Source organism: Bifidobacterium sp. ESL0775 (assembly GCF_029395475.1).
GTDB lineage: Bacteria > Actinomycetota > Actinomycetes > Actinomycetales > Bifidobacteriaceae > Bifidobacterium.
The window spans coordinates 958,661-983,298 of the sequence record NZ_CP113917.1; the positions used below are offsets into that span (position 1 = coordinate 958,661).

At 56.6% G+C, this 24,638-nt stretch carries 16 protein-coding genes and 1 pseudogene; 5 read left to right on the top strand and 12 right to left on the bottom strand.

From position 1 onward, the window contains the following. Nucleotides 1-438, top strand: a complete 438-nt coding sequence (locus tag OZX73_RS03315; protein ID WP_277150909.1) for a transcriptional repressor — start codon at nt 1-3, stop codon at nt 436-438. A 110-nt stretch (nt 439-548) separates the two neighbouring features. Here OZX73_RS03315 and OZX73_RS03320 read toward each other — a convergent pair whose 3' ends face one another. Both OZX73_RS03320 and OZX73_RS03325 read right to left on the bottom strand, forming a co-directional pair. Then, nucleotides 549-3,473 carry a DUF2156 domain-containing protein gene (locus OZX73_RS03320; RefSeq protein ID WP_277150644.1) on the bottom strand — a complete coding sequence of 975 codons (2,925 nt, stop codon included), beginning with the start codon at nt 3,471-3,473 and terminating at the stop codon, nt 549-551. Nucleotides 3,474-3,563: 90 nt separating this feature from the next. Then, a complete protein-coding gene (locus OZX73_RS03325) occupies nt 3,564-4,955 on the bottom strand; it encodes an alpha/beta hydrolase-fold protein (RefSeq protein ID WP_277150646.1) in 1,392 nt (463 codons plus the stop codon). Nucleotides 4,956-5,205: 250 nt separating this feature from the next. Here OZX73_RS03325 and OZX73_RS03330 point away from each other — a divergent pair, with 250 nt between their 5' ends. Beyond that, nucleotides 5,206-7,464 carry an LTA synthase family protein gene (locus tag OZX73_RS03330; RefSeq protein WP_277150648.1) on the top strand — a complete coding sequence of 753 codons (2,259 nt, stop codon included), beginning with the start codon at nt 5,206-5,208 and terminating at the stop codon, nt 7,462-7,464. Between the two features lie 91 nt (nt 7,465-7,555). Here OZX73_RS03330 and OZX73_RS03335 read toward each other — a convergent pair whose 3' ends face one another. The 5 genes from OZX73_RS03335 to OZX73_RS03355 form a co-directional block, all read right to left on the bottom strand. Then, nucleotides 7,556-9,025 (bottom strand): ABC transporter permease, encoded by a 1,470-nt coding sequence (locus OZX73_RS03335; protein ID WP_277150650.1) that lies wholly within the window; start codon nt 9,023-9,025, stop codon nt 7,556-7,558. Continuing rightward, on the bottom strand, nt 9,022-10,488 hold the full coding sequence (locus OZX73_RS03340; protein ID WP_277150652.1) for an ABC transporter permease: 1,467 nt from the start codon (nt 10,486-10,488) through the stop codon (nt 9,022-9,024). The genes OZX73_RS03335 and OZX73_RS03340 overlap by 4 nt, the downstream gene beginning before the upstream one ends. Before the next feature lie 70 nt (nt 10,489-10,558). Then, nucleotides 10,559-11,395, bottom strand: a complete 837-nt coding sequence (locus OZX73_RS03345; protein ID WP_277150910.1) for an ABC transporter ATP-binding protein — start codon at nt 11,393-11,395, stop codon at nt 10,559-10,561. 212 nt (nt 11,396-11,607) lie between these two features. Then, nucleotides 11,608-11,961, bottom strand: a complete 354-nt coding sequence (locus tag OZX73_RS03350) for a hypothetical protein (protein ID WP_277150654.1) — start codon at nt 11,959-11,961, stop codon at nt 11,608-11,610. Between the two features lie 50 nt (nt 11,962-12,011). After that, nucleotides 12,012-12,362, bottom strand: a complete 351-nt coding sequence (locus tag OZX73_RS03355) for a hypothetical protein (RefSeq protein WP_277150656.1) — start codon at nt 12,360-12,362, stop codon at nt 12,012-12,014. Between the two features lie 273 nt (nt 12,363-12,635). Between OZX73_RS03355 and OZX73_RS03360 the strand changes: the two genes are divergently transcribed. Genes OZX73_RS03360 through OZX73_RS03370 form a run of 3 tightly spaced genes read left to right on the top strand, consistent with a single transcriptional unit; the run spans nt 12,636 to nt 15,685 of the window. Continuing rightward, nucleotides 12,636-12,947, top strand: a complete 312-nt coding sequence (locus tag OZX73_RS03360; protein ID WP_277150658.1) for a hypothetical protein — start codon at nt 12,636-12,638, stop codon at nt 12,945-12,947. Nucleotides 12,948-12,992: 45 nt separating this feature from the next. Then, the gene (locus OZX73_RS03365) at nt 12,993-14,630 is read left to right on the top strand and encodes an AAA family ATPase (protein ID WP_277150660.1); all 1,638 of its coding nucleotides are present in this window, start codon (nt 12,993-12,995) and stop codon (nt 14,628-14,630) included. Between the two features lie 44 nt (nt 14,631-14,674). Then, nucleotides 14,675-15,685: a hypothetical protein gene (locus OZX73_RS03370; RefSeq protein WP_277150662.1), complete on the top strand. Its 1,011-nt coding sequence runs from the start codon at nt 14,675-14,677 to the stop codon at nt 15,683-15,685. A gap of 3 nt (nt 15,686-15,688) precedes the next feature. On the opposite strand, the gene purD is transcribed toward OZX73_RS03370, so the two are convergent. The 5 genes and pseudogenes from purD to purC form a co-directional block, all read right to left on the bottom strand. Next, the gene (gene purD / locus OZX73_RS03375; protein ID WP_277150664.1) at nt 15,689-17,029 is read right to left on the bottom strand and encodes a phosphoribosylamine--glycine ligase; all 1,341 of its coding nucleotides are present in this window, start codon (nt 17,027-17,029) and stop codon (nt 15,689-15,691) included. A 113-nt stretch (nt 17,030-17,142) separates the two neighbouring features. Continuing rightward, nucleotides 17,143-18,183: a phosphoribosylformylglycinamidine cyclo-ligase gene (gene purM, locus OZX73_RS03380; protein WP_277150666.1), complete on the bottom strand. Its 1,041-nt coding sequence runs from the start codon at nt 18,181-18,183 to the stop codon at nt 17,143-17,145. 1 nt (nt 18,184) lies between these two features. Then, nucleotides 18,185-19,759 carry an amidophosphoribosyltransferase gene (purF, locus tag OZX73_RS03385; RefSeq protein WP_277150668.1) on the bottom strand — a complete coding sequence of 525 codons (1,575 nt, stop codon included), beginning with the start codon at nt 19,757-19,759 and terminating at the stop codon, nt 18,185-18,187. 76 nt (nt 19,760-19,835) lie between these two features. Then, a pseudogene (locus OZX73_RS03390) lies at nt 19,836-23,720 on the bottom strand (phosphoribosylformylglycinamidine synthase); the annotation flags it as partial. Between the two features lie 117 nt (nt 23,721-23,837). Further along, nucleotides 23,838-24,587: a phosphoribosylaminoimidazolesuccinocarboxamide synthase gene (gene purC / locus OZX73_RS03395; protein ID WP_277150671.1), complete on the bottom strand. Its 750-nt coding sequence runs from the start codon at nt 24,585-24,587 to the stop codon at nt 23,838-23,840. Between the last annotated feature and the right edge of the window lie 51 nt (nt 24,588-24,638).

The following is a 24,638-nucleotide window of genomic DNA, read 5'->3' on the forward strand; positions in this document are numbered from 1 at the left end:
ATGCTCGGGCGCAATGGCAGGCGTGGCAGCCAGCATACTTGGCAGAAGGACGCTGTGTTGAAGGCGCTTTCCGGATGCGATGATTTCGTCTCGGCCCAAGATCTGTATCGGATCTTAAGCGAGGACGGCCAGGGCATTGGCCTTTCCACCGTCTACCGGCAGCTGAACGCGCTGGCCGACGACGGCAGAGCCGACACCATCCACTTGAATGACCAGCAGATGTTCCGCATCTGCGACGACGGCGAGCACCATCACCATCTGGTCTGTGAGAATTGCGGCAAGACCGTTGAGATTGAGCCGCCGGAGCAATGGGTGCGCAAGGTGGCCGAGGAGCATGGTTTCACCGTCAGCTCGCACACGCTTGAGGTCTTCGGCCTTTGCCCGGATTGCCAGCGGCTGGAAGCCGAGGCGAAAGCAAAGGGCAACCCCGATTTTTAAGGCCTTTGCGGTGTTGATTTCGTGTCATTGAATCGTTGAACGACAGAATGGCGTCAACCCGGTTGAGGTTGGCGCCATTCTTTTGTTATCTGCTGTGATTTTTGAATTGTCTACTTTTTGTTGGTCTTGTCCGACTTGTCGCCAGAAGTCATGGATTTGACGATTCCGACGACTTCCTTCGGCTTGAGTTCAGGCACGTAGGCGTTGACCACGGCGATGCCGATCTGCGCGAGCTTGGCCGAATCCGGATAGCAGATGTAGATCGGGGCGGGGCTCGGCTGGAACTTCTTCTTGAAGAAGAACAGCGACTTGAAGCCGTACGCGGGCTCAAGCACGTCCGCCGCGATCTGCAGGGCGTGTTCGATGATTTCGGTACCGCTTGGGATCGTGTCGTTGCCTTTGCCTGTGTCCTTGCTTTCGGTTTGGGCGGTTTGGCCGGCTTGATCAGGTTTTTGGTCCGTCTTTCCGGACTTATCGCCTTCGACGGCTTGATCGGCTGCGGCAGGTGCCTTCTCGCCCATGCCGGCCAGCGGGGCTGCGGAAAGGCTCATGAACTCGACCGCATTGGCTGGGTCGGCTTGTCCTTGGTCGCGCAGGCGCTCGGCCATACGGGCGATGAGGAATTCCATGATGCCGTTGGGGCTGTCGGTGCGGTGGCGCATGAAGTCGAGCGTCCAGCCGATGACCCGGCCATCGCGGTAGGTCGGCAGCCAGCTGGTGACGCCGAGCACCACGCCGTCGGCGTCCACCGCGTAGAGCAACGCCACACGGTCGTCGCGCAGCTCCTCGATGCCGCCGAGGGTGAACTTCATTTCCGGCAACGCCTTGAGCTGCGCCCATTGTTCGGAGATGTCCACGATCTGCTGGTCGATGTTGAAACCGGCCTGGTCGTATGTGGTCAGCACATCGGTGATGCCGTCGCGCTTGGCCTTGTTGATGGCGGTGCGGATGTCCTGCCATTTCTTGCCGCGCGTCTGCCAGAGGCTCGGGTTGATGACCATTTCGGTGCCGACCTGGATGGAGGACCATCCCATTGATTCAAGCTCCTTGCGCTGGTCGTCGTGAACGGCATAGAAGGAAGGGGACCAACCGTTGGAATCGCTGAACACGGTAAACGCGCGAAGGTCGTCCATATATTCATTCGGATCGCCGAAGGGGCCGGTGACGGTCAAGGCGATGCCGTGCAGGACGCGGTAGGCGATGGCGGAACGGCCGGTGGGGGAGAACCAATAGTGGTTGCCTTCCCAGGTGGTCATGAAGCTCATGGACTCGCCGCCAAGGGCGACCAGGTCCTCGGCCTTCTTCCGGTCGCGTTCGTCGGGAGTGACGTTGTCGCGGAACCAGAGGATGAAGACGATAAGCACCGTCAGCCAGAAGAGGACTGTCAGTCCTTCGCTCACCAACGTCGCCATTCCGGTTTGCGGGACGATCAGCGCGGTGGATTTGCGTCCGCCGAAGCCAGTGGGCAACAGGCGGCGCATCATGTCAAGCAGCAGCAGTTTGACGGTCGGCCGCGGTCTGAAATCATTCGGCAAGGCCACCGCGAAGCCGATATACACGGCGCTGGTGACCACCAGCATGCCCAGCATGGCGATCAGGCCGTTGCGCACGCGTCCGTGGCCCGCCTTGACGCTGAAATGGGGAAGCTCACGCACCATCAGCACGATAAGCACCAACGGTGGCAACGCGGTGGTGATGAACGCCGGCATGAAGTTGTAACGGCTGGCCATGCTGGGGCTCAACGGGGTGATGGTGAACGGGAAAACAACGTAATACAATACCGCGAACACCACTGCCGCACCATTCAAAACGATGCTGACCCATGCCGCGAGCCTGCGGCCATGATAGAGTCCCCACGCCACCAAGGCCAAGGCCGCTATCGGCAGCAGCAAGTGCAGCCAAAGCCCCGCCATGGCCAGATGCTGGCGGCTGGCCATCAGACGCACGCAACTGGTCACGGAACGGTTGACGCTGCACCGGGTGAGCATGGAGGAATCGCCCCAGACCGAAGACGTGAAGAGGCCGAAGGTGGTCAGCGGACCCAGGTGCGAGGTAGAGGTCAGGGCGAGCAGCGGACCGATGGCGAGCACCAGTTGGGCGAAGGCGAACAGGCGACGGATCTCATAGTCGCTGCTGTTGGCCCAATGGATGTGCTCCTTGACGGGGCCATGCATCAACAGGCCTGTCAGTTGGCCGACGATCGCGGCGCCGAGCGTGCAATAGTCGCCGGGGTTGCCACTGAAGAGCAGCAGCGTGCCGATGACGGTGTAGCCGATGAGCAGGATGCGCCGCCGCCACAGCGCGGATTCGTAGGCGCTTTCAGCCATCAGCGCCCCGATGATGAGGGTCAGCGGCGAAAGCAGCACGGGCAGGCGCTCCATGCTCTGCCAGTCATGCATGGCCATGTCCACCAGGACGCAGACCAGCAGGCCGAGCGTGGAGCCGATGACGGCGCTGAACAGCGCGGCGAACGTGGTTTTCAAAGCGCCGAGGCGTGATTGCGCCACCGCCAGGATGACGACGATCAGCAAGGTGTAGACGATCAGCATCAGCGGGCTGCGTACGATCACCGCGGAGCGCAGGATGCTCTTGAGCCACGGAATGATGTCCTGGCTGTGCAGCGGCTGTTGGAACGGGCCGTTGGGCTTGGCCCCGTTGGCCAGCTTGCCCAGCAGAATCTCCCGCAAACTCATGGTGCTGCCGTATGCAGGTGCGCGCAGGTGGCGGATCGCCGAGAAGACCATGCTGATGACGTTGCCGATCAGGAAGACCGCGGCGACGATGATGGCGAAGAGATGCCCACGCAGCCAGCTGATCAGATCGCGGCCGAGCACGGTCCAGCTTGAGGGGCCGCCTTTTCTGGATTTGTTGGGTTTGCCGGCTTTGTCGCCTTTGCCGTTTGGCTGCCCTTTGCCATTGGGGCGTTCGGTTTGCGGGTTCGTTTTGGCTTCAGGGTTGCCGACGGGCCTGCCGTCGGCCGGTGGGGTCGATACATTCCCGGCCTGGCCGGTGCTGTTCTCAACGTTATTCTGCATCTCAACAACTTTCATTCTTCACTCGTGACACCATTTTATCTGATGCGATAACAAGATTGGGGTCGATGCTGTCTCATGTTTGCTCCAAGGTCAGTCGCTGAATTTGTTCGTATTGGCCGCCACGACTTCCAACAGCGGGTAGGAGTCGATGTCCTTGCCGGTTTTGCCCAGCCCGGTTTCAGTGCCGAACAGATCGATCTGCGTCGTCATTCCCGCGTTGACGGTGTGCCAATCGTGCCCGTTGTCCTTGACGATCACCGTGGTCACCGACATGCCCGCCTTCATGGCCGCGGCGCTGATGGCCTTTTGGTTCTTCTGCGATTTGCTGTCTATCTGGCCCGCCGCCGAGAACCATGTCTGTTTGGAGGGCGCATGACGGTTGATGATGGAGATCGGGACATGCTTGTCGAACTCCTTTTCATTCCCGCCGAAATAATGTTTGACGGTGCTCTTGTGTGAGCCGCTGGTAGGCTCTATCTCGCCGCCCGCGCTATAGATATGGCCGTAGATGCCCGGATGTGCGGGACCGAGTTGCGTGGCGCAGGTCCCTCCTTGCGAGAAGCCGCCGATGAGCCATTTGTCTGGCGATTTCTCGACAGGCAGGTTGCTTTTCACCCAATCGGTGACATCACGGGTCAGATAGGTCTCCGCATTGCCGTACACGGGAGTGTCGGAGCACAGGGAGTTGTGGGTGATGGACCCGTTCTGGTCCGGTGAGATTGCGATGGGGGCCAAACCGTAATGTTTCGCCGCGTACTTGTCGAGCTTCTGCCCGAGTTGGCCCGCGTTGAAGAAACGGTCCGGCGTGCCAGGTTGCCCCGCGAGCACGATCATGACGGGCAGCCTCGGCGGGTTCTTGCTCAACGCCGCCGGCGGAAGGTACACGTTGGCGGTGCGCGCCTTGAAATGCGAGGCCGTGGCCGGAATGTCGACCGAGTGGACCTCGCCATGTTTGGGCATGGCCGGCAGTTTGTCTTCCTTGCCCAGTTTCTGCCAATCCTCGACGGTGTTGGTTTGGTGTTCCGTCGCCTTGCGGATGCTATCGGTGTCGAGCTTGGAAAATTGGTTGTGGCCGAACAACGAGCCCATTGTCGTGTACTCGCCATAGATGCCGTCCACGTGCAACAGGCAGGTGATCAGCGCCAGGATGACGGTGACGATCGCGATGATACGGCGAATCTTCCCCGAATCCACGCATGCGGCCAGCAATATGGAGATCACGGCGATGCCGTACGTGATGGTGATCTCGACCTTGCTGCCCAAGCTGACGCCGAAAACCATGAAGACATCGGAAAGCAGCCAGACGACGAAGTAGCCGACCAGGCCGCCGATGACGCCCCAACCCAGTTGCTGCAGCAGAGGCTTGAACCATCCGCTCTTCGATTTGAGCACGACAAGCAGAATACAGCCGACAAGGGTGGCCACTTCTATGGTGGTCGGAAGCCATCCCTTGAGCAGTTGTATGTTGTAGAACCAATCCATCGTTACTCGTTACCCTTTGCCGTGCCGATATGTTACGTGACGATTCTAGACGCATGCGCTGGATGGTGGAAATCGGTCGCAGGAATGATTTCAGAACCACAACGTTTCCGGAATGGAATATATTATTGTGTCGATATGATTGTGGGCAATGACGGATGGCGGGCGAGGATTGGCACGGTTCTCGCGGTGCGTTGAAAGGCGGAAACGCGTGTTGCCCGGGTAATATGTTTGGCTCAGGGCAAAGGGCCGGATGATTATCGACGAATGCGAATATGGTCATGGCATGGTGAAGCTCAAGGAAAAGAACGGTAAGGGTATGGACGGCGCTGAAAACAAGGCAATCCCCGGAGACGAGACGTTGGATGGCAAAGGGACGGGCGATGCGTCGTCGGATTTCGTGGTCGGGGCCGGCAAGAAACGTTCCGGCTCGCAACGTCTGCATATCCACGGTTGGCTTTACGCGCTGCTGTTCCTGGTCTTCGACATCGTCATGGCGCTCATTTTGCAGCAGGGCGTCTCCCAGAACGATACCCGCGTGAAGCTCGCCAGCCCGCTGACCGGGGTGTGGGGCATGATCTCCAAGATGTGGGAGAAGGGCAATTTCGTCTTTGTGCTGAATTTGCTGCTGTTGGGACTTATCTATCTCGCTGTGATTATGGCGTTCAACCGCTTCTGGATCGCCACACCCGTCATGTTCGTCTTAGTGATCGTCATCGCCGTGGTGGAGCATTTCAAGGTGAGCGTTCGCTATGAGACGATTCTCCCCTCCGATCTGAGTTTCGTCTCCAACGGCGACGCGGGGTCGCTGATGAGTTTCATTCCCTCGGGGTCGGGCGGTCTTATCACGGCTGTCATCATCGCGATAGTGGCGGTCATCGCCTTGTTTGTCGCGTTGAGTCATTTCGACGCAAGGCATGGGAAGGTGTTCGGTTTCGTACGCCATGATGGCGTTAATCGACGCAAAGCCGCGAATAAAAGCGATGTCGAAGATAATGATGTCGATAATAAAGGAAATGGCAGCAATGCAAAGAGCAAAAGCCTTGGTGCCGCGTTGCGTATCGTGCTGATTATAGTGCCTCTGTTGCTGGTGACAGGCTTCAGCTATCAGGTTGGGCAGATCAACACCTTCACCAATTCCTTCGCCAAGACCATGGGCTACATCCCCTCGATGTGGGATTCCGTCTACGACGCGCAGCGTAACGGGCCTCTGGTCTCGTTCCTGGGTCAGGCCCATCCCAAGGTGATGGATCAACCCAGCGACTACAACGAGGCGACGATGAAGCAGGTCGCCAAGCGCTACTCCGCGGAGGCCGCGAAGATCAACAAGACTCGCACGGCCAAGATGGACGACAGCAGCGTCGTCTTCATCCTTTCCGAATCGTATTCCGACCCGTCGCGCGTGCCGGGGCTCAGGATCAATCACGATCCGATTCCCAATACACGCGAAATCAAGCAGCACACGACCGGCGGCTACATGCTTTCCTCAGGCTATGGCGGCGGCACCGCGAACCTTGAGTATATGAGCCTCACGGGCATGTCGATGGTTAATTTCGATCCGTCGCTCACGAGCCCGTACCAGCAGCTCATTCCGGGTGAAAAGTGGACGCCGACCATCAACCAGCTGTGGGGGAGCAAAGAGCATTCCGTGGCCTTCCATCCCTACGAACCGTCGATGTACCTGCGTGCCAACAACTACAAGAAGTTCGGCTTTTCGCACTTCTACTCGCTGGAGCCGCCGGAGGTCATCGCGCATCGCCAGAAGATCGATTCCTCGCCGTATGTTTCCGACGCTTCGGCCTACCAGAGCGTCTACGAATCGATGAAGAAGAACCCGCAGAACGAATTCGTCCAGCTGGCCACAATGCAGAACCACATGCCGTATCACAACTGGTACAAGGGCAATGATTTCAAGGCCGAATCCACCGATCCGTCGCAGCCGCTCGGTGCCGACGAGAACGAGTCGATCAACACTTACGCCAAAGGCGCCAACATCACCGACAAGGCCACCGCCAAGTTCCTGGAGCAGATGGATTCGCTCGATAAGCCCGTCACCGTCGTCTTCTACGGCGACCACCTGCCCGGCATTTACAAGACCGCCTCGGCCGACCAGAAGAACTCCCTGGCGCTGCACACCACCGATTACTTCATCTGGTCGAACAAGGCCAGCGGCAGGCAGGGTTACAAGAGCCCCGACGGGGAATATTCCTCGCCGAACTTCTTCATGGCGCAGGCCGCCGAGCAGACCAACGCCAAGGTCACGCCCTTCCTCGCCTTCCTGACCCAGCTGCACGGCAAGGTTTCCGCGATGGAGCCGCCCGTGGTCAACCAGATCCAGGGTTGGTCACGCATCCCCGAAGGCCAGCCGATCTATCTTGACCCCAAGGGACATCCGATGGCCGCAAGCGACTTCGACAAGGAGACCAAGCAACTGATGCACGACTACAAGCTCATCCAGTACGATGTCACCGCCGGAAAGGGCTATCTCAAAGACGCCGGGTTTATGGGCTGAGGTTCAGCAAAAAGGTCGGTCGATATCAATCATAAAATGGCTATTTTCTGCCATTTCGATTTTGGTATTGACCGACCTTTTTGCTGCAAAGTCATTCCTGATTCTTGATGGCGTCAAAGGCAGGGATACGCACGGCCTTGTTGGCCGGGCCAAATCCGAAAATCAGGCCGATGATCGAGCAGAAGACGAGCGCTGACAAGTAAAGCCACCACGGGATAATGGAAATGTTTGTGGCTTCCTGCCCTGGCATCGTCATCTGTGAAGTGGCGCTGTTGGCGACGGCGTTGATACCCAAGGAAGCCAGTCCGCTCAGAAGGCAGCCAACCACCCCTCCCAACAGGCCGAGCGCCGCCGCTTCCGTCAAGAACATGAGGCGGATGTCGCGCACCCTGCAGCCCAGCGCCTTCATGATGCCGATTTCGCGCGTGCGTTCGGTCACCGACATCACCATGGTGTTGGCGATGCCGATGGCGGCGACGAGAAACGCCACCGCTCCGATGCCGCCCAACGCCAATTGCACCATGTTGGATTCCTTCTGCATCTGTTTGCGCATATCCTCGCTGGAAGTGGCCTGATAGCCGAGCGATTGTATATGTTTCTGGACCTGGGCGACCTTCGAGATGTCGTCGACTTTCACCAGCACCGTCGAATAATCGGAGGGTGTCGGCGCGGATGGGTCGAGGGCCTTGCGCATTTTCTGAAGGTCTTCAAGGCTCATCAGAAAGCCGTTGTGGGTCGATTCGCCAGCGGTCTGATTGCTTTTGAGTGTACCGACCGCGTTGAACTTGAATGTTCCTCCGGGGTTGTTGACATTGGCGGCCTGTGGCGCTGAGGGCCCGTCCCGCGTGATTCCGGCTCCGATGCCGCCGCCATGTCCGTCTTCGTCCTCCGCTGCTTTTGAGGCCGTATAGCTCACGGTCAGCGGATCGAAGAAAGCCGGCTTGTCGCTGGTCTCACAACGATTGGTTTCCGGATTCCATTGGCAGGCTCCTGAGTCTGGGGCGTAGCGGAAGGAATCCTCGTCGGAGCGGAATTTGTCGCCAAAGGAATAGGCGGTGTTCTTGCCTGCAAGCACTTCGCCGCTGCGCAGCGGCTCGCGTCCTTTGACGATGTCGAAGCTCATCGCTTTGAGCTGGGTCATGTCAATGCCTTGAATCACTAGACTGCTGTATTGGTCGGCTTTATACCGCCCTCCTGCTCCTGCTGTAACGTTTACCGGAATGTTCAGTACGTCCATCGGTGTCACTGCTTTGACGTTTTCGATGTTACGAAAGACGGTCAATGCGGTCTTGTTAAGTCGTTTAGGAGAATTCCCACCGTCGTTCGAGCTCGACATCCCCATCATCGGGTTGCCGTCTGCGTTGCTACCTACCGTAATCAGGGTCAGGTCGCCCATTTCCCTGAGCATGGCTTCGTTGGCTGCGCTCATGCCCTGACCCAGCGAAATCATGATGAGAATCGAGCAGGACCCGACGATCACGCCCAGGACGGTGAGGATGGTTCGCGACTTGCGCCGTCGCAGATTCTGAAACGCAAGCCGTATGATGTCGCCGACTCTCATGACCGGCCCTCGTCGGAGGTCAGAGTGGAATCTTGCGAAGCTTCCGGAGCGTTCGGTTTGAAGCGGTCGTCGCTTTGGCTTGACGGGTCGCCGAGCTCTGAGCCGTTTGTCAATGTTGTGGAATCGCTATATTGAGGCTGAGTTTTCGGCAATACCGCGGTGGCTGCCATGTTGTCGTTGACGGTCGGCGTGTTTGCCGGCGTTTCATTTTGGTTGTATGACGTGGTGGGGTTTCCGGCATTGAGAGCGGCGACATTATCGTCGCTGATGTCATCATCCCAATCGTCGTCATCCTCTTCTGCGGCGAGCTTGGCCTTCTTCTTTTTGCGATGGCGGCGAACGAGTACCACGATTAGCGCGATGACGAGGATAAGCACCACGGCAGCGATGATGAGGAAGGGGAGAGGGTTGGGTTTGGGCAGTTCTTCAGAGACGGTCATATTCGCAGGTTCGGCTTTTGCGCCCACGTTCATGCTGATCGGGTATTCCTTGCTTTGCGCCTTGCCGTCCGAGTCCTCATATGAAACCTTGAATTTCGCCTCGAGTTTGCCGGCTTTCTGCGGGGTGAAGAGGTAGCCGATGCTGCCGTTCCCTCCGCTGGCCACATTGCCGAGATACTGTGTGGGCACGCTGGCCTTGAACCCTTCGCCTTCCATGGTGGCCTCAAGGTTGGCGATGTCGCCCTTGCCCTTGTTGACGTAGGCGAGTGTGATGGTGGTCTCTTCGCCGGCCCTGACTTGTTCGGGAATCACCGGATCGTTGATCTGCATGCGTGTGGGCTGGCTCAGCGGCACTGAAACCTTGATGTCGGCCGAGGCTGAGGAACGCTGGTTGTTCTGTACGTACTCGTAGGCGAAATGGATGGTGACGCCCTGCGCGCCGCTTTTCGCGTCCGCCAGCGCCTGCATCGGCACGGTCTGGGATAGCGAGTGCCCGGCCGAGAGCGAGGAGACGTAGAAGGTGTTGGTGCCTCCGGAGATGGCGAGCATATCGCCGCCGTCCACGGTAATCACCATGTTTTGTATGGCTACCTGCCCCTTGTTCTGGTAGGTGAAGACCAGGTTGAAATTGCTGCCGATCGCTACCGGCCCGTTGCCATAGTTGAAGTTGGTGATGATGACGTTGGGTACCGGGCCGGCTATCGGTTCACTGGCAGGTGCGGCGCTGCCTGATTTGGCCATGTCGCTTGACATCTGTTGGGCGGGGATGGACTCGTCTGTTTCCTCGGCGTTCGCCGTACCGTGGTGCATGAAAAATGACGGAACCCACAGCATCACCAGCGTCACCGCGACCGCAAGCAGTGCGGCGAATCGGTGGTGATTGCCGGTCGCCACCTTTGGATCTTTGATGTCATGCGGGGATTCGGACGTGTATATCCCACCGTTCGCGGAGCTTACGGAAGAGATATCGTTTTTTAGATGGCTCGTCGGTGGTTGATCGTGCACGGATACGTTCTGGTTCATGTGGGCTCCTTCGCTCAGTGGTGGTGAATGGTTCGTTGGGTTATGCGTTGGTGGCTGCTGACATCTGTGGTCATTGTCGTGGCTCTTTTGCGCGGATAGTCTGTTGTTGGCTGTTCGCGTTCGCAAGGCGGGCAAGATCCGCTTGACCATCGCCTGACGTTGCTGTGATGTGTGGTATCGAAACCGATGGCCGGAGGAATCCGGTATCGATAAAATCATGGTTCTGGACGGCTATATTTTCTGTCATCACATCACCGACGATATGCCCGTCGAAGAGGGTGACGATCCGGTCAGCGTACTGCGCCATGTGCTCGTCGTGGGTGACCAGCACCAGGGTCTGCCGATAGTGCCGCGCGAAGGCGCACATCATCGTCATCACTTCGTTTTTGGTCTTGGAATCGAGGTTGCCGGTCGGTTCGTCGGCGAAGACGACCTCCGGCTTGGCAATGAACGCGCGGGCGATGCCCACCCGCTGCTGCTGTCCGCCGGACATCTGCGAGGGGAAGTGCTTGAGCCGTTTGCCGAGGCCGACCCGTTTGAGCATTTTGCTTGCTTTTGCTTCCCGCGCTACTTTGTCGATTCCACAGAACATCAGCGGCATCGCCACGTTCTCAACGGCTGTCAGGTGGGGGAGCAGATTGTAGGACTGGAAGACGAAGCCGATATGACGCTGGCGGAACGCGGCCAGCTCGCGCTCGCTCATTTGCGAGATGTTGTTGTGGCCGATATGCACCGATCCCTTCGTCGGTTTCTCCATTCCTGCCATCTGGTTCAACAATGTCGATTTGCCAGAGCCGGATTCCCCGAAAATACAGCAGATCTGCCCGCGTGGGATTTCGAGATTGATACGTGCGAGGGCGACCACCTTGTCGTCGTCGACCGCATAGACCTTGCGAAGATTGTGGATACTGACGAATTCGCGCGGCCGCCGTGGCGGCGGCGCTGAGTCGGGGACGGCGTGCGTCCCGTCGTTGCCTGAGGTCCTGATATCGCTCGCCATTGCCTCCGCCCATCTTCATTGACCGCCGATTGGAAAACAGATATTCCATAAATTACAGGAATCCCACTAATTTCGCAATCATTCCTGAGGATGATTCCGGAGACGTGAAATTGGCATACTTAAAGCGTGGAAAGTTTTACGTCGTGCGCTTCCGCGTCCTTTTCAACCAAGTTACGCAAGTATTCGCTCATGTTGGAAAGATTCTCTCTTTTGGTGGCAGCCTTGGCATATTCCTTCATCGTTGCAGGAAAAGACAGGTGAATCTGAACCGACCGCCTCCTACCTCTTAGCTGTTCTTCAAGCGTCGGCCTTCCCATGACGGTTTTGACCAGCTCTTGTTTATCGCTATCTGGGTTGGTTAGAGCCGCGCCGAATTGCCTGGCGTCTTCACCAGAGCCGTCAGCCAGAGGCGCTTTTTCCAGGTCATGTTGAGGATGAGCCAGATAGTCTTTGTATTCTTCAAAAGTAGCCATGTTCTCTTCTTATAATTTTGAATCGATTTGTTGAATAGGTTGCGGTTCGTTTATCTCAATGCCCTCAGTTTTTCTCCTGCTTCCGGATCATGAGCCCTCCAATATCGTTCCCAAACCTGTGTCAGCTGTTCCACATGGAATACCGTCGTGTGGTTCCCGTCCAGATACAGCAGAATTTCAGCGATACCGCTTCCGAGCGTGTCCGGCGGCATCCAGCACGTCAGGAATATGACGGGTAATGGTCTATTGACTTCTGGGGTGGATAAATCTTTTGGATCTAGAAACGCATAGTAAATCATCCCTTTCGCTATCATCTCTAAGACGATTGAGTCGCTGAGTGACAGCTCGTCGTAATGATGCCGTGCCGATCGTTCGAACCGTATTGGACTTTCAGCTTTCATAATAAGCATACATCCTTTCATGTACATACTTTTATCGTTGACTGAATTGGCTTTTCTTGTATAATTCACATACTTACTTGTATCCTGCAATCCATTTATTGGACTCACGGTAACACTGATAGAGACGAATACCGGTATCTAAAGAAGGGATTAGGCGAAAAATCAAGATTTCTTGATAGCAGCGATTATTGATTTGTAATGTATTCGAATGATTCGAGTAGCATAAATGAAAAGAAGTTAGAGTCGAAAGCGGCAGTGCCGTGCAAAGGAGCGATGATGACAGGGACGTCAGATGAGATAAAACAGCAGCAAAAGTTCACTTGGGTTCCGGTTTATGAAGCCATTGCCACCAAGCTTTTGGATTATCGAGATAATCACGGCGTGCTGGTCGACATCGCTGAGCAGGTTCTGGGAGAGCGGTTTGATGATATGGATCCGTTCACCTTCTTCGCGATGTTCAACGGAAAACGGAGTCAACGTGATAAACGCATTGATGCTATCAGAATCATTCTTTCGCGTTTTGGAATTCAGATGACATTGCCAACAGATTTTGGGGGAGTTCCTGTTAATAATCCGCAGCTTTGAGAATATTGGGATGGAAGCAACGACATAGTTGAACATGATTGGGACATGTTCGAAGCTGCTATACGTTATGCAGATGGTGGCTCGGAGATCTCAACGCGTCAAGATTTTATTGATTCGTTTGATCGGATGAGAGCTCACAAATTCATTGCTGATGCAAGGCAGACAATGGGTCTGTTTTGGATGCGGCCTAACACTTTTCTGTCCTTGGACAGTAATACAAAACAGTATATTGATATGGAATTTCAGGTCAGACCTGTATCGCCGATTGACGGTAAAGGTTATTTTGATGTTTTGCACAAGGTGAAAGAATCGACTATGGAATCTTTTCCTGAGATTTCATTGAAAGCATGGAATCGTGATGGGTGGTTTCCAGATGAGGAGCATCGAAATACAGGTCTCACGGCAACAGAATGGGAGTCGGTACTTGCCAATCCCGATCTAACGACGACGAATAATCTTATTACGCTTGCAAGCCTTGTAGAGCATCCTCAGGGGATGACATGCGTTGAATTGGCTGATCTGTATAAACGAGAGCCGAATTTTTATTCGAGCAACGTCTCTACCTTGAGCGAGAAAGTCGCGAAAAAATTCGGTTTAGCGGATGTCGACCAGCAAAGCGGAACTTTTGAGTATTGGACAGTAATGTGTCTTGGTCGGAAGGTCAAAAAACCTCGGTCGGGAAATTATGAATGGAAATTGCGCTCTGAAGTGATTGAAGCGCTTAACAGCATGGATCTTTCGAGATATCCGCTGTATACCGATAAACCAGAGACTTCAGCTGAGTCCGAGTCCTCGCCGATAAGCAAAGCCGAGGTGGAACCGTATGGCGACAAGGATTTCCTGGATGATGTCTTTTTGACTTCTTCTGATTTGGATGAGCTGAAAGAGTTGCTAGAACGCAAGAAAAACGTCATTCTGCAAGGTGCTCCGGGCACTGGCAAGACATTCACCGCAAAACGGCTTGCGTGGGACATATTGGGGCATAAAGATGGTGGGCATATCGAATTCGTGCAATTCCATCAGAATACGAGCTACGACGAATTCGTCTATGGTTACCGGCCGACCGAGGATGGCAAGGGATTTGAAAAGGTGCCGGGTGTTTTCGTCCAGTTTGTGCGGAAAGCTATTGCCCATCCTGATGAGCCATATTTCTTCATTATCGACGAAATCAATCGGGCCAACATCTCCAAGGTTTTCGGTGAGCTATTGATGACCATTGAAGCCGACCACCGTGGTCCTGACGAGAGCGTGACTCTTACGGTTTCGCAAGAACCGTTTTATGTGCCCCAAAACCTGTATATCATCGGCATGATGAACACAGCCGACCGTGGTCTGGCACTTATCGACTATGCGTTGAGGCGGCGGTTCACATTCTTTACGATGAAACCTGCACTTAAAAACAAGAAATTCACTGATTTAATCGAGGGGCGTCATGATTCGAAATTATCAGCACTGGTAAAGGCAGTCGGAAAGCTCAACGACAAGATTGCGGGTGATGAAACCTTAGGCGAAGGTTTCTGCATCGGTCACAGCTATTTCTGCCAAAACAACGATGACAACGATCCGAATTTCGCGAGTTCAATTGTCAGTTACGAACTCATTCCTTTGATTCAAGAATACTGGTTTGATAACCCTAAGAAAGTCAAAGAAGAATGTGATGCTCTTACGAATAGTGTGAAATAGCCATGTGTGCCGAAGACCATGTCGTCATCAAGAACATCTATTATATGATGACTTATGCGTTCATAGCATTGAAATTCAAGCAATATGCCAGGTTGGAAACCGAGGATTTCGACACTATCAATGATTTGATGGCGGCGATTCTCAACATCGGAATAACTACGCAGCGAAAGCATGGTTTCGAACGCGAATACCAACCCGAGTGCGAGCGGTTGCATGGTATTCGCGGCCGAATCGATATGTCTGACACGGCACGTTTGAGGATGGCAGGGAGTAACAAGATTTCATGTGTTTATGACGATTTATCCGCCGATACCTATAAGAACCAGATACTCAAGACCACGGCCCGGGTGCTCATTGGCGAATCAGACGTGGATGCTGACAGAAAACGAAAATTGAAACGATGCCTTATCAGTATGCAGGACATACAATTCGTCGATATCCATCATGTTGATTGGGCAAGATTGCGGTTCGACCGTAATAATGCCAGTTATCAACTGCTGATGAACGTATGCCGTATGGTTTTGGAAGGCAAACTGCTCGCACAAACCCAGGGCAGAAGGAGACTGGCCAAATATACCGCCCAGAAACTCAGTAACTTGTATGAGAGATTTGTGCTTGAATATTATCGACAGTGCTTTGCCAGTCAGCGTGGAATGACGGTAAGAGCAAAGGAGATTGACCGCCATGTAGGGTCTGATGAACCCAGGTTTTTGCCCCGGTTACAGAGTGATGTCACCCTTCATCAAGGAAACAAAACGCTTATCATCGATGCCAAATGTTATGGGAAGATTCTTCAAATACATTACAATAAGGAAATCTATAACCGGGACAACATCAATCAGATTCAGAGTTATGTCTTACATGAAGCATATGGGATTAGTGACGAGGTCAGTGGCATGCTGCTTTACGCGATGACGGATAATGATGAACAGCATAACGAGACATGGGAGGAGCTGGATCATCGTTTTTCCGTCCGTACCCTCAACCTTAATCAGGATTTTCAGGATATTGCGGCCGAACTTGACGGCATCGCCAATCAGTGGTTACTGCCCTAGAGTTTACTGATTTTTCGTTTCGGAGCTGTCCGGAACAACGGCCTTCAGTGCCTTGGCGCCGATATCGCGGCGGTAGAAGAAACCGGGGGTGTCTAGGGTATCCAACGTGCTGTAGATCTTGGACTGGGCGGCTTGGAGGGTCGGGGCGATGGTTTCGTAGACCAGGACGCGGCCGGAGGATGAGACCAAACCGGTTGAAGAGGCTGGGTCGGCGGTTTTCTGGCCTTCGGGATGCTTTGGCGTTTTCACTCCGGCGTAATAGATATGGGAATCCGCGTCGGTGGGAATGGCCGGAACGGGTGTGCCTTCCTTCGGCTTGCCGGGGTAGCCGTCGGATGCCAGCACCACGCCGAGGGCCGTGGCATCCGTGCGCCAGGTGAAGGTCGGCGATTCATCGTTGAGGATGGCGTTGATGGCCTTGCCAAGGTCGCTCGTGAGTAGCGGCAACACGGCTTCCGTCTCGGGATCGCCGAAACGGGCGTTGAACTCGATGACCTTCGGACCTTCGTCGGTGGCGATGAGACCGGCGTAGAGGATACCGGTGAAGGGGATACCTTCTTCGGCCAGCGCTTCGAGCGTTGGACGGACGATGGTATTGATGGCCTGTTCAACCGTGTCATCGCTGATTTGTGGAACCGGGCTGTAGGCTCCCATGCCGCCGGTGTTCGGGCCTTTGTCGCCGTCATAGGCGCGTTTGTGGTCCTGCGAGATGGGCATCGGCCAGAATTCGGTGCCGTTGACGAAGCTCATCAGCGAGAATTCCTGGCCTTCAAGGAATTCCTCTACCACTACTTTGAGGTCGGTGTTGCCAAAACGATGCTCGACGAAAATGTCTTCGAGGGCACCGAGCGCCGTCTGTGTGTCGAGCGCGACGGTCACGCCCTTTCCTGCGGCCAGCCCGTCGGCCTTGATGACGATGGGCGCCCCATGTTCCATGACATATGCCGCGGCCGCATCATAGTCGGTGAAGGTACGATAGGTGGCGGTCGGGATGGCGTGGCGAGCCATGAGCTGCTTGGCGAAATCCTTGGAACCTTCGACCTGGGCGGCGGCACGGGTGGGTCCGAACGCCTTGAGCCCGACCTCTCGGAAATCGTCGACGATGCCATGGATCAGCGGCACCTCAGGCCCGACGAGCGCCCAATCGTAACCGCTCGATTGCATGAACTCGATCAACGCGGCGTGGTTCGACGGGTCGATGTGGGTGGTGCGGATGCCGTCGAGCTCCATGCCAGGATTGCCGGGAGCGACGGTGACTTCATCGACGCTCGCGCCTTTGAGCAGCGTCGCGGCGATGGCGTGTTCGCGCGCGCCCGATCCGATGACCAAAACCTTCATACCCATTTCGTGTCCTTCCGCAGTTTTTGTCTTATTCAATTATGTTGCTTGGCCTGGTTTTACGCCAATACTTAGTGATTTTCGGGATTCTTGATGTCTCACACATGGGGGGACGGAAATCATTCGAATCGCACGCGTTGCCCGTCGCTGGGTTCGGGAACGATCGAGCCGATGACATGGCCGGTTTCGCCGACGGTTTCAAGCGTCTCAAGCGCTTGCTTCACGTTCGCCGAATCGATGGCCAAGACCATGCCGATACCCATGTTGAAGACGTTGAACATCTCCTTGTGGTCGATGCTACCGGCACGTTCGATGACGTCGAAAATCGGCGAGACGCTCCACGTGCCGACCTTGATCGAGGCTGCCAGACCGTCGGGAATCATGCGGGGGATGTTCTCGATGAACCCGCCGCCGGTGATGTGTGCGACGCCCTTGATAAGTCCTGCGGCGAAAAGCGGCTTGAGCGCCTTGACGTAGATTTTCGTCGGGGTCAAGAGGACGTCGCCCAGCGTCGCATCGCCGAGCTCGTCAAGTTTCGTGTCGATGCTGTATCCGGCTTCGTGGAACAGGGCTTCGCGCACCAGCGAGAATCCGTTGGAATGGACCCCCGAGGATTCCAGACCGATCAGCGCATCACCTTCGCGGATACCCGAGCCGTCAACAATGGCAGACTTTTCGGCGACGCCAACAGCGAATCCAGCCAAATCGTATTCGTCTTGCGCATACATGCCGGGCATTTCCGCCGTCTCGCCGCCGATCAGCGCCGACTCCGCCTGAACGCAACCGTCGGCCACGCCGGAGACGACCTGTTCCAGAAGAGCGGGATCGTTCTTGCCACAGGCGATGTAATCGAGGAAGAACAGCGGCTGGGCGCCTTGGGCGGCGATGTCGTTGACGCACATCGCCACGCAGTCGATGCCGATGGTGTCGTGCTTGCCGGCCATGTTCGCGACCATGAGCTTGGTGCCCACGCCGTCGGTGCCGGAGACCAGCATCGGCTCCTTGTATCCGAGGCTGGCCAGGTCGAAAAGCCCGCCGAAACCGCCGATGCCGCCGACCACGCCGGGACGGTTGGTCCGTGCCACGTGCGATTTGATGCGGCGGACGACCTCGTAGCCGGCCTCGACGCTGACTCCCGCTTGTTCGTATGCTTGAGGCATGCTATGCCCTCCTTGTGGTGGTGGCTGTGGCGCTTATGTTATTTGTATGACTTTTACTGTTGCCATCATGGCTGGATGGTTCGATGTCGCGGTATTCGTTGTCCACGTATTGGCTTTCGTATTTGGCGAAATGCGGCAGGCGCTCGCGTTCCTCGGGTTTGAGCGAAGCGAGGAATTCGACTTCGTAATCGTCCAAGGCGGTGGGGTAGTCGCCGTTGAAGTAGGCGACGCACAGGCCTCCGTAGGGCGCGTCGGCGTTGAGGCCGATCGATTCGATGAGGCCGTCGAGGCTCAGGAATTGCAGGGAATCCGCGCCGATGTATTTCCGAATCCCCTCGACGCTCATGCGCGCGGCGATCAGTTCGCGGGTGGTGGAGATGTCAATGCCGTAGAAGCATGGGTATTTCAGCGGCGGCGAGCTGATGCGCATGTGCACCTCGGCCGCGCCCGCTTCGCGCAGCAGTTGGACGATGCGCTTGGAAGTGGTGCCACGCACGATGGAGTCATCGATGACGATGATCCTTTTGCCTTTGACCACGCCTCGCACCGCCGAAAGCTTCATCCGAACACCCTGTTCGCGTAGTTCCTGCGTGGGTTGGATGAACGTGCGGGCGATGTATTGGTTCTTTATCAGTCCCATCTCATTGGGCAAGCCGCTGGCTTCGGCGTAGCCGGAAGCGGCGGAAAGCGAGGAATTCGGCACTCCGATGACCATGTCGGCGTCGACCGGCGTTTCCTTGGCAAGGCGCGCGCCCATGCGCTTGCGGGCGGAGTGGACGTTGACGCCGTAGATATTGGAATCCGGGCGGGCGAAGTAGATGAACTCCATCGAGCAGATGGCCAGTTGGGTTTTGTCGGTGTATGACATGATGTGATAGCCGTCATCATCCACGACCACGATTTCACCAGGACGAATATCGCGTACGAGTTCTGCGCCCACCGTGTCCAACGCGCAGGTCTCGCTGGCCAGCACATAGGCCCCGTTGCTCATCCGTCCTAGCGAAAGCGGGCGGAAGCCGTTCGGGTCAAGCGCCCCGATCATCGCGTTCTCGGTCATCAAAAGGTAGGCGAAACCGCCATGAACGATGTTCAGCGCCTCCTTGAGCTTCTCGATGAATGTCGGCTTGCTCGAGCGGCGGATCAGGTGCATCAGCACTTCGGTGTCGGAATTCGAGTGGAAGATGGCGCCTTCGTTCTCCAATTTGGCGCGTAATGCAATGCAGTTGGTAAGGTTGCCGTTGTGGGCCAAGGCGAAATCGCCATCGTGGAAACGGAAGATGAACGGCTGGATGTTGTCGATGCCGCTGGAGCCGCTGGTGGCGTAGCGGACGTGCCCGATGGCCCGGTCGCCGGTGAGCCGTTCGATCTCGTGCTCGTCGTGGAACACTTCGGTCAGCAGTCCCAGCCCGCGATGGCCGATGAGCCTGCCGTGGTCATTGGAGACCATGCCGGCGCCTTCCTGCCCGCGGTGTTGCAGCGCGTGCAGGCCGAAATAGGTCAGACGCGAGGCTTCAGGATGGCCCCAGACGCCGAACAGGCCACATTCCTCGTGGACATCCTCGAGTTCGAATGACATCTCAGGCCTCGCTTTCGTCGGTCATGTTGACGGGATTGCTCAGTTCGGTTGCCTCGGTAGCCTTTGCCGTGACATCGGTGAAATAGCGTACGCCGGCCTCGAAAATCGGCTGGAACTCGCGGCCGGGAACGTTCAAATACAACCCGTCGCCACGGCGCTCGGAATGGCCCATCTTGCCGAGCACACGGCCGTCCGGGCTGGTCAGCGCCTCGACGGCGTCCATGGAGCCATTGGGATTGTCGGCAAGATCCATGCTGGCGTTACCGTTTTCGTCCACATATTGCGCGGCGATCTGTCCATTGTCGGCGAGCTGCCTGATTTGTTCAGGAGTGGCCACGAACCGGCCTTCACCGTGGGAGATCGGGATGGTGTAGACATCGCCGACTTCGCTGCCAGCCATCCAAGGTGACAGATTGCTTGACACCCGTGTGCGTACTAGACGGCTTTGATGCCGTCCGATGGTGTTGAAGGTCAGAGTCGGCTGGTTTTCGCTGGGTTCGACGATGTCGCCGTAAGGAACCAGGCCGAGTTTGATCAGCGCCTGGAATCCGTTGCAGATGCCAAGCATCAGGCCGTCACAGTTGCCCAGCAGATCGCGCACGGCATCGGCCACAGCCGGGGCGCGGAAGAACGCGGTGATGAATTTCGCCGATCCGTCCGGTTCATCGCCGCCGGAGAAGCCGCCGGGAATCATGACGATTTGGCTCGCCGCGATTTCCTCGGCAAGTCTGCGTGACGATTCTGCCACGGCCTCAGGGGAGAGGTTGTTGACGATCAGCGTATGCGGGTCGGCGCCTGCCGCCTCGAACGCGGCTGCGGCGTCATATTCGCAGTTGTTGCCGGGGAACACGGGAATGAGTACGCGCGGCTTGGCCTTGAGTGGGTTGCCGATGTAGAAAGCCTTTCGGCCTTTGCGGTAACTGATGGTTTCGGCGGCAGTTTCATCACGAGCCGGAGTTGGCGTGGGAAGGCCATTTGCAGTCGTTTGAACGGTTTCTGCAACGGCTTGTGAAAGACCGTTCTGATTGTCGACGCCATGGCTGCGATAGGGGAAGATCTCCTCCATCGCGGATTCCCAGACATCCTGCACTTCGCCAAGGTCGACGGTCTCGCCGGCCGCGGCGAATTCGTAGGTGGCCGTGGTCGTGCCGATGACTTCGACATCGACTTGTTCGGTGCTCTGTGGCACCTCTGCGCCTTCGGCCAGCTCCACGATGAAGCTTCCATACGCAGGCTCGAACAAGGCATCAAGGTTGATGTCGTTGTTGAGTCTGACACCGAGTTGGTTGCCTAGGGCCATCTTGAACAATGCTTCGGCGCTCGCGCCATAGCCGGGTGTCGAAATCGCGAGAGCCTGGTCGGCGGTGGTCAGTTGCTCAACGGTCGCCATGGTTCCAAGCAAATCGTCGGGATTGGGGATAAGCCGGTAAGCGCTTCCGGTGCCACCCGTGTTTTCGAAGGCTTCGCCGTATTCATACCGTTTCGGCGCGATGCGAACGATGTGATGCCCGTAGCCCTTGAATTCCGGCGATACCGTACGGCTCATGTCTCCGGTCGACACGGCGAAGGAAACCAGTGTCGGCGGCACGTCCAATTCCTTGCCATCCTGTTCGAAGCTGCCGCTCATCGAGTCCTTGCCGCCGATGGCTCCGACCTTCAAGTCAAGCTGGGCGCTCAGCGCGCCAAGCAATGCCGCGGTTGGTTTGCCCCAACGTTCGGGGTCTTGGTGCAGCCTGCCGAAATACTCTTGGAAGCTCAGATAGGCGTTCTCTCTGGTGAAGCCGGTCGCGACGAGCTTGCAGATGGATTCCACCACGGCCAGATAGGCTCCGGCGAACTGGTTGCGTTCCGTGATATACGGGTTGAAGCTCCATGCCATCGCGCTTGCTGTGCTCGTCAACCCACCTGGAACCGGGAGTTTGGCGACCATGGCCTGGCTTGGTGTCAGCTGCTTGCGTCCGCCGAACGGCATCAGCACAGTGCCGGCACCGATGGTGGAATCGAAACGTTCGGCAAGGCCTTTGTTGCCGGCGACGTTGATATCGCTGACCAATGAGGTCAAACGTTCCTTAAGATCGCCGGATTCCCAAGCTTCGGGAACCGAATAATCCTCGGCCGGCAGCACATGGACATTCTGGTGTTTGGCCGCGCCATTCGAGGCGAGGAATTCGCGGGAAAGGTCGACGATTCGCTTACCTCGCCAATCCATGACCATACGAGGCTCGGCGGTGACGGTGGCGATGACCGTGGCCTCAAGGTTCTCCTCACGGGCGTAGCGTAGGAACTCGTCCACATCCTCGGCCGCCACATCGACGGCCATGCGTTCCTGCGATTCGGAAATGGCCAGTTCCGTGCCGTCCAATCCCTCGTATTTCTTGGGGACTTTATCAAGGTCGATTTCCAACCCATCGGCGATTTCGCCGGTCGCTACGGAAACGCCGCCCGCTCCGAAATCGTTGCAGCGCTTGATGAGTACGCTGGCATCGTGCCGACGGAACAACCGTTGCAACTTGCGTTCGACGGTCGCGTTGCCCTTCTGCACCTCGGCTCCCGATTCAACCAAACTGTCGGTATCCTGCGCTTTGGAAGCGCCGGTCGCGCCTCCGATGCCGTCTCGTCCGGTGCGTCCGCCGAGCAGAATTATTTTGTCGCCCGGTGTCGGGGTTTCACGGCGTACATTCTCCGCCGGAGCCGCGCCGACTACCGCCCCGACTTCCATACGCTTGGCGACGTATCCGGGATGATAGATTTCATCGACCTGTCCGGTCGCCAGCCCGATCTGGTTGCCGTATGAGGAATAACCCTGTGCGGCGGTGGTGACGAGTTTGCGTTGCGGCAGCTTGCCTTCCAACGTCTGTGAGACGGGAACGCGCGGGTCGCCAGCCCCGGTGACGCGCATGGCTTGATAGACGTAGGCACGGCCGCTCAGGGGATCGCGGATGCAGCCGCCGATGCAGGTGGCCGCCCCGCCGAACGGCTCGATTTCCGTGGGATGGTTGTGCGTCTCGTTTTTGAAGAGGAAGAGCCAATCCTGCGGTTCGCCGTCGACGTCCACCTTGATTTTGACGGTGCAGGCGTTGATTTCCTCGGACTTGTCGAGTCCGGTCAGCTCGCCTTTGGCCTCGAGCTCCTTGGCGCCGATGGTGCCCATGTCCATAAGCGTGACTGGCTTGTTGGTGCGCCCCAGATCCTGCCGGACCTTGAGATAGCGCTCGAATGCGGCCTTGACCACGCTGTCGTCGATATCGACCCGCGTCAGCTCGGTGCCGAAGGTCGTGTGGCGGCAGTGGTCGGACCAATAGGTGTCGATCACCTTGATTTCGGTGATGGTCGGTTCGCGGTGCTCGCCGCGGAAATAGGTTTGGCAGCACTTGGCGTCGCCCAGATCCATCGCCAGCCCACGCTGGTCGATGAAACGTCGCAATCCGGCATCGTCAAGCTCGTTGAAGCCATCAATCACTTCGACATCGGCTGGAACCTTGACTTGGTTTTCCAAGGTCTCGCGCGTCTCAAGTCCAGTTTCGTGCGCGTCGACAGGATTGATCACATAGCGTTTGATGGCCGCAACGTCCTCGGGGGAGAGGTCGCCGTACAACGCATAGATTTTCGCCGTCCGCACATCCGGTCGTGTTCCTTGGCTGAGCAATTGGATGCACTGGCTGGCCGATTCCGCCCGCTGGTCGAACTGTCCTGGCAGATACTCAACCGCGAAAACCTGCGCGCCTTGCAAATCAGGCAGGCTCCGAGCGGCCGTATCCACTGGCGGTTCACTGAACACGGTAGGAATGGCCGCTTCGAACAGCTCGGAATCCAATCCCTGGGCATCGTAGCGGTTGATGATGCGAATGCGTTCGAGTCCCGTGAGCCCGAGCACATCCCGCAGCTCGCCCGCGAGATTGGAGGCTTCGACGTCGAAGCCGGGTTTCTTTTCTACGTACACACGAAAAACTGGTGAAAGCACTGAAGTTCCTTAGCACTGCTGGTCAAGAAGTTGAAATGAGGAAGTATGGAAAACGAGAAACGATGCGGCAACCAAAAATCGCTCGCATACCAACGATTCAGGTATGCGAGCGATATGTCATTCGACCTTGACGCCTCGGCGGTCGGCCAAATCAAGCAGTCGTTTGTGGATTTCCTCATAGGCGGGAATGATGTCGCCGAGATCCCGCCGGAAGAGGTCCTTGTCGAGATGCTCGACTTTGCCGGACCTGTCCTTCAAATCCCAGAGCCTGCAGGTGTCGGGCGTGATCTCGTCGGCCAGGACGATCTCACCATCCTTGTTCTTGCCCTCCTCGATCTTGAAATCGACCAGTTTCACATCGATGTCGCGGAAAATCTTGGTGAGCTTTTCGTTGATGTCGAGGGCCTGCCGAGAGACTTCGGCCATGTCCTCGTCGGTGGCGAGGCCAAGTGCCACGATGCCATCGACGTTGATGAACGGGTCGTGCAGTTCGTCGGATTTGTAGCAGAACTCGAGAATCGGACGCTTGAGTTCGGTGCCTTCCTCAATGCCGTAACGCTGGGCGAAGGAACCGGCAGCGGTGTTGCGCATGATGATCTCGAGCGGGAACATGGAGATTTTCTCATTGAGCTGTTCGGTGTCGGAGACGCGGCGGATGAAATCCGTTTTGACGCCCTCGGCCTCCAAAAGCCTGAAGAGAACCGTCGTGATGCGGTTGTTGAGGCTTCCCTTTCCTTGAATCTGGGCCTTTTTCGCGCCGTCGCCGGCGGTGGCCTGATTCATATATTCGACCCAGAGAACATTCGGGTCATCCGTTGAATAGAGCTTTTTGGCTTTGCCCTTGTAGAGCATGTCCAGTTTCTCCATGATTCGCCTTCCCGTAGAGTAACGAGATTGATTGAATGAGGTGAACTTACA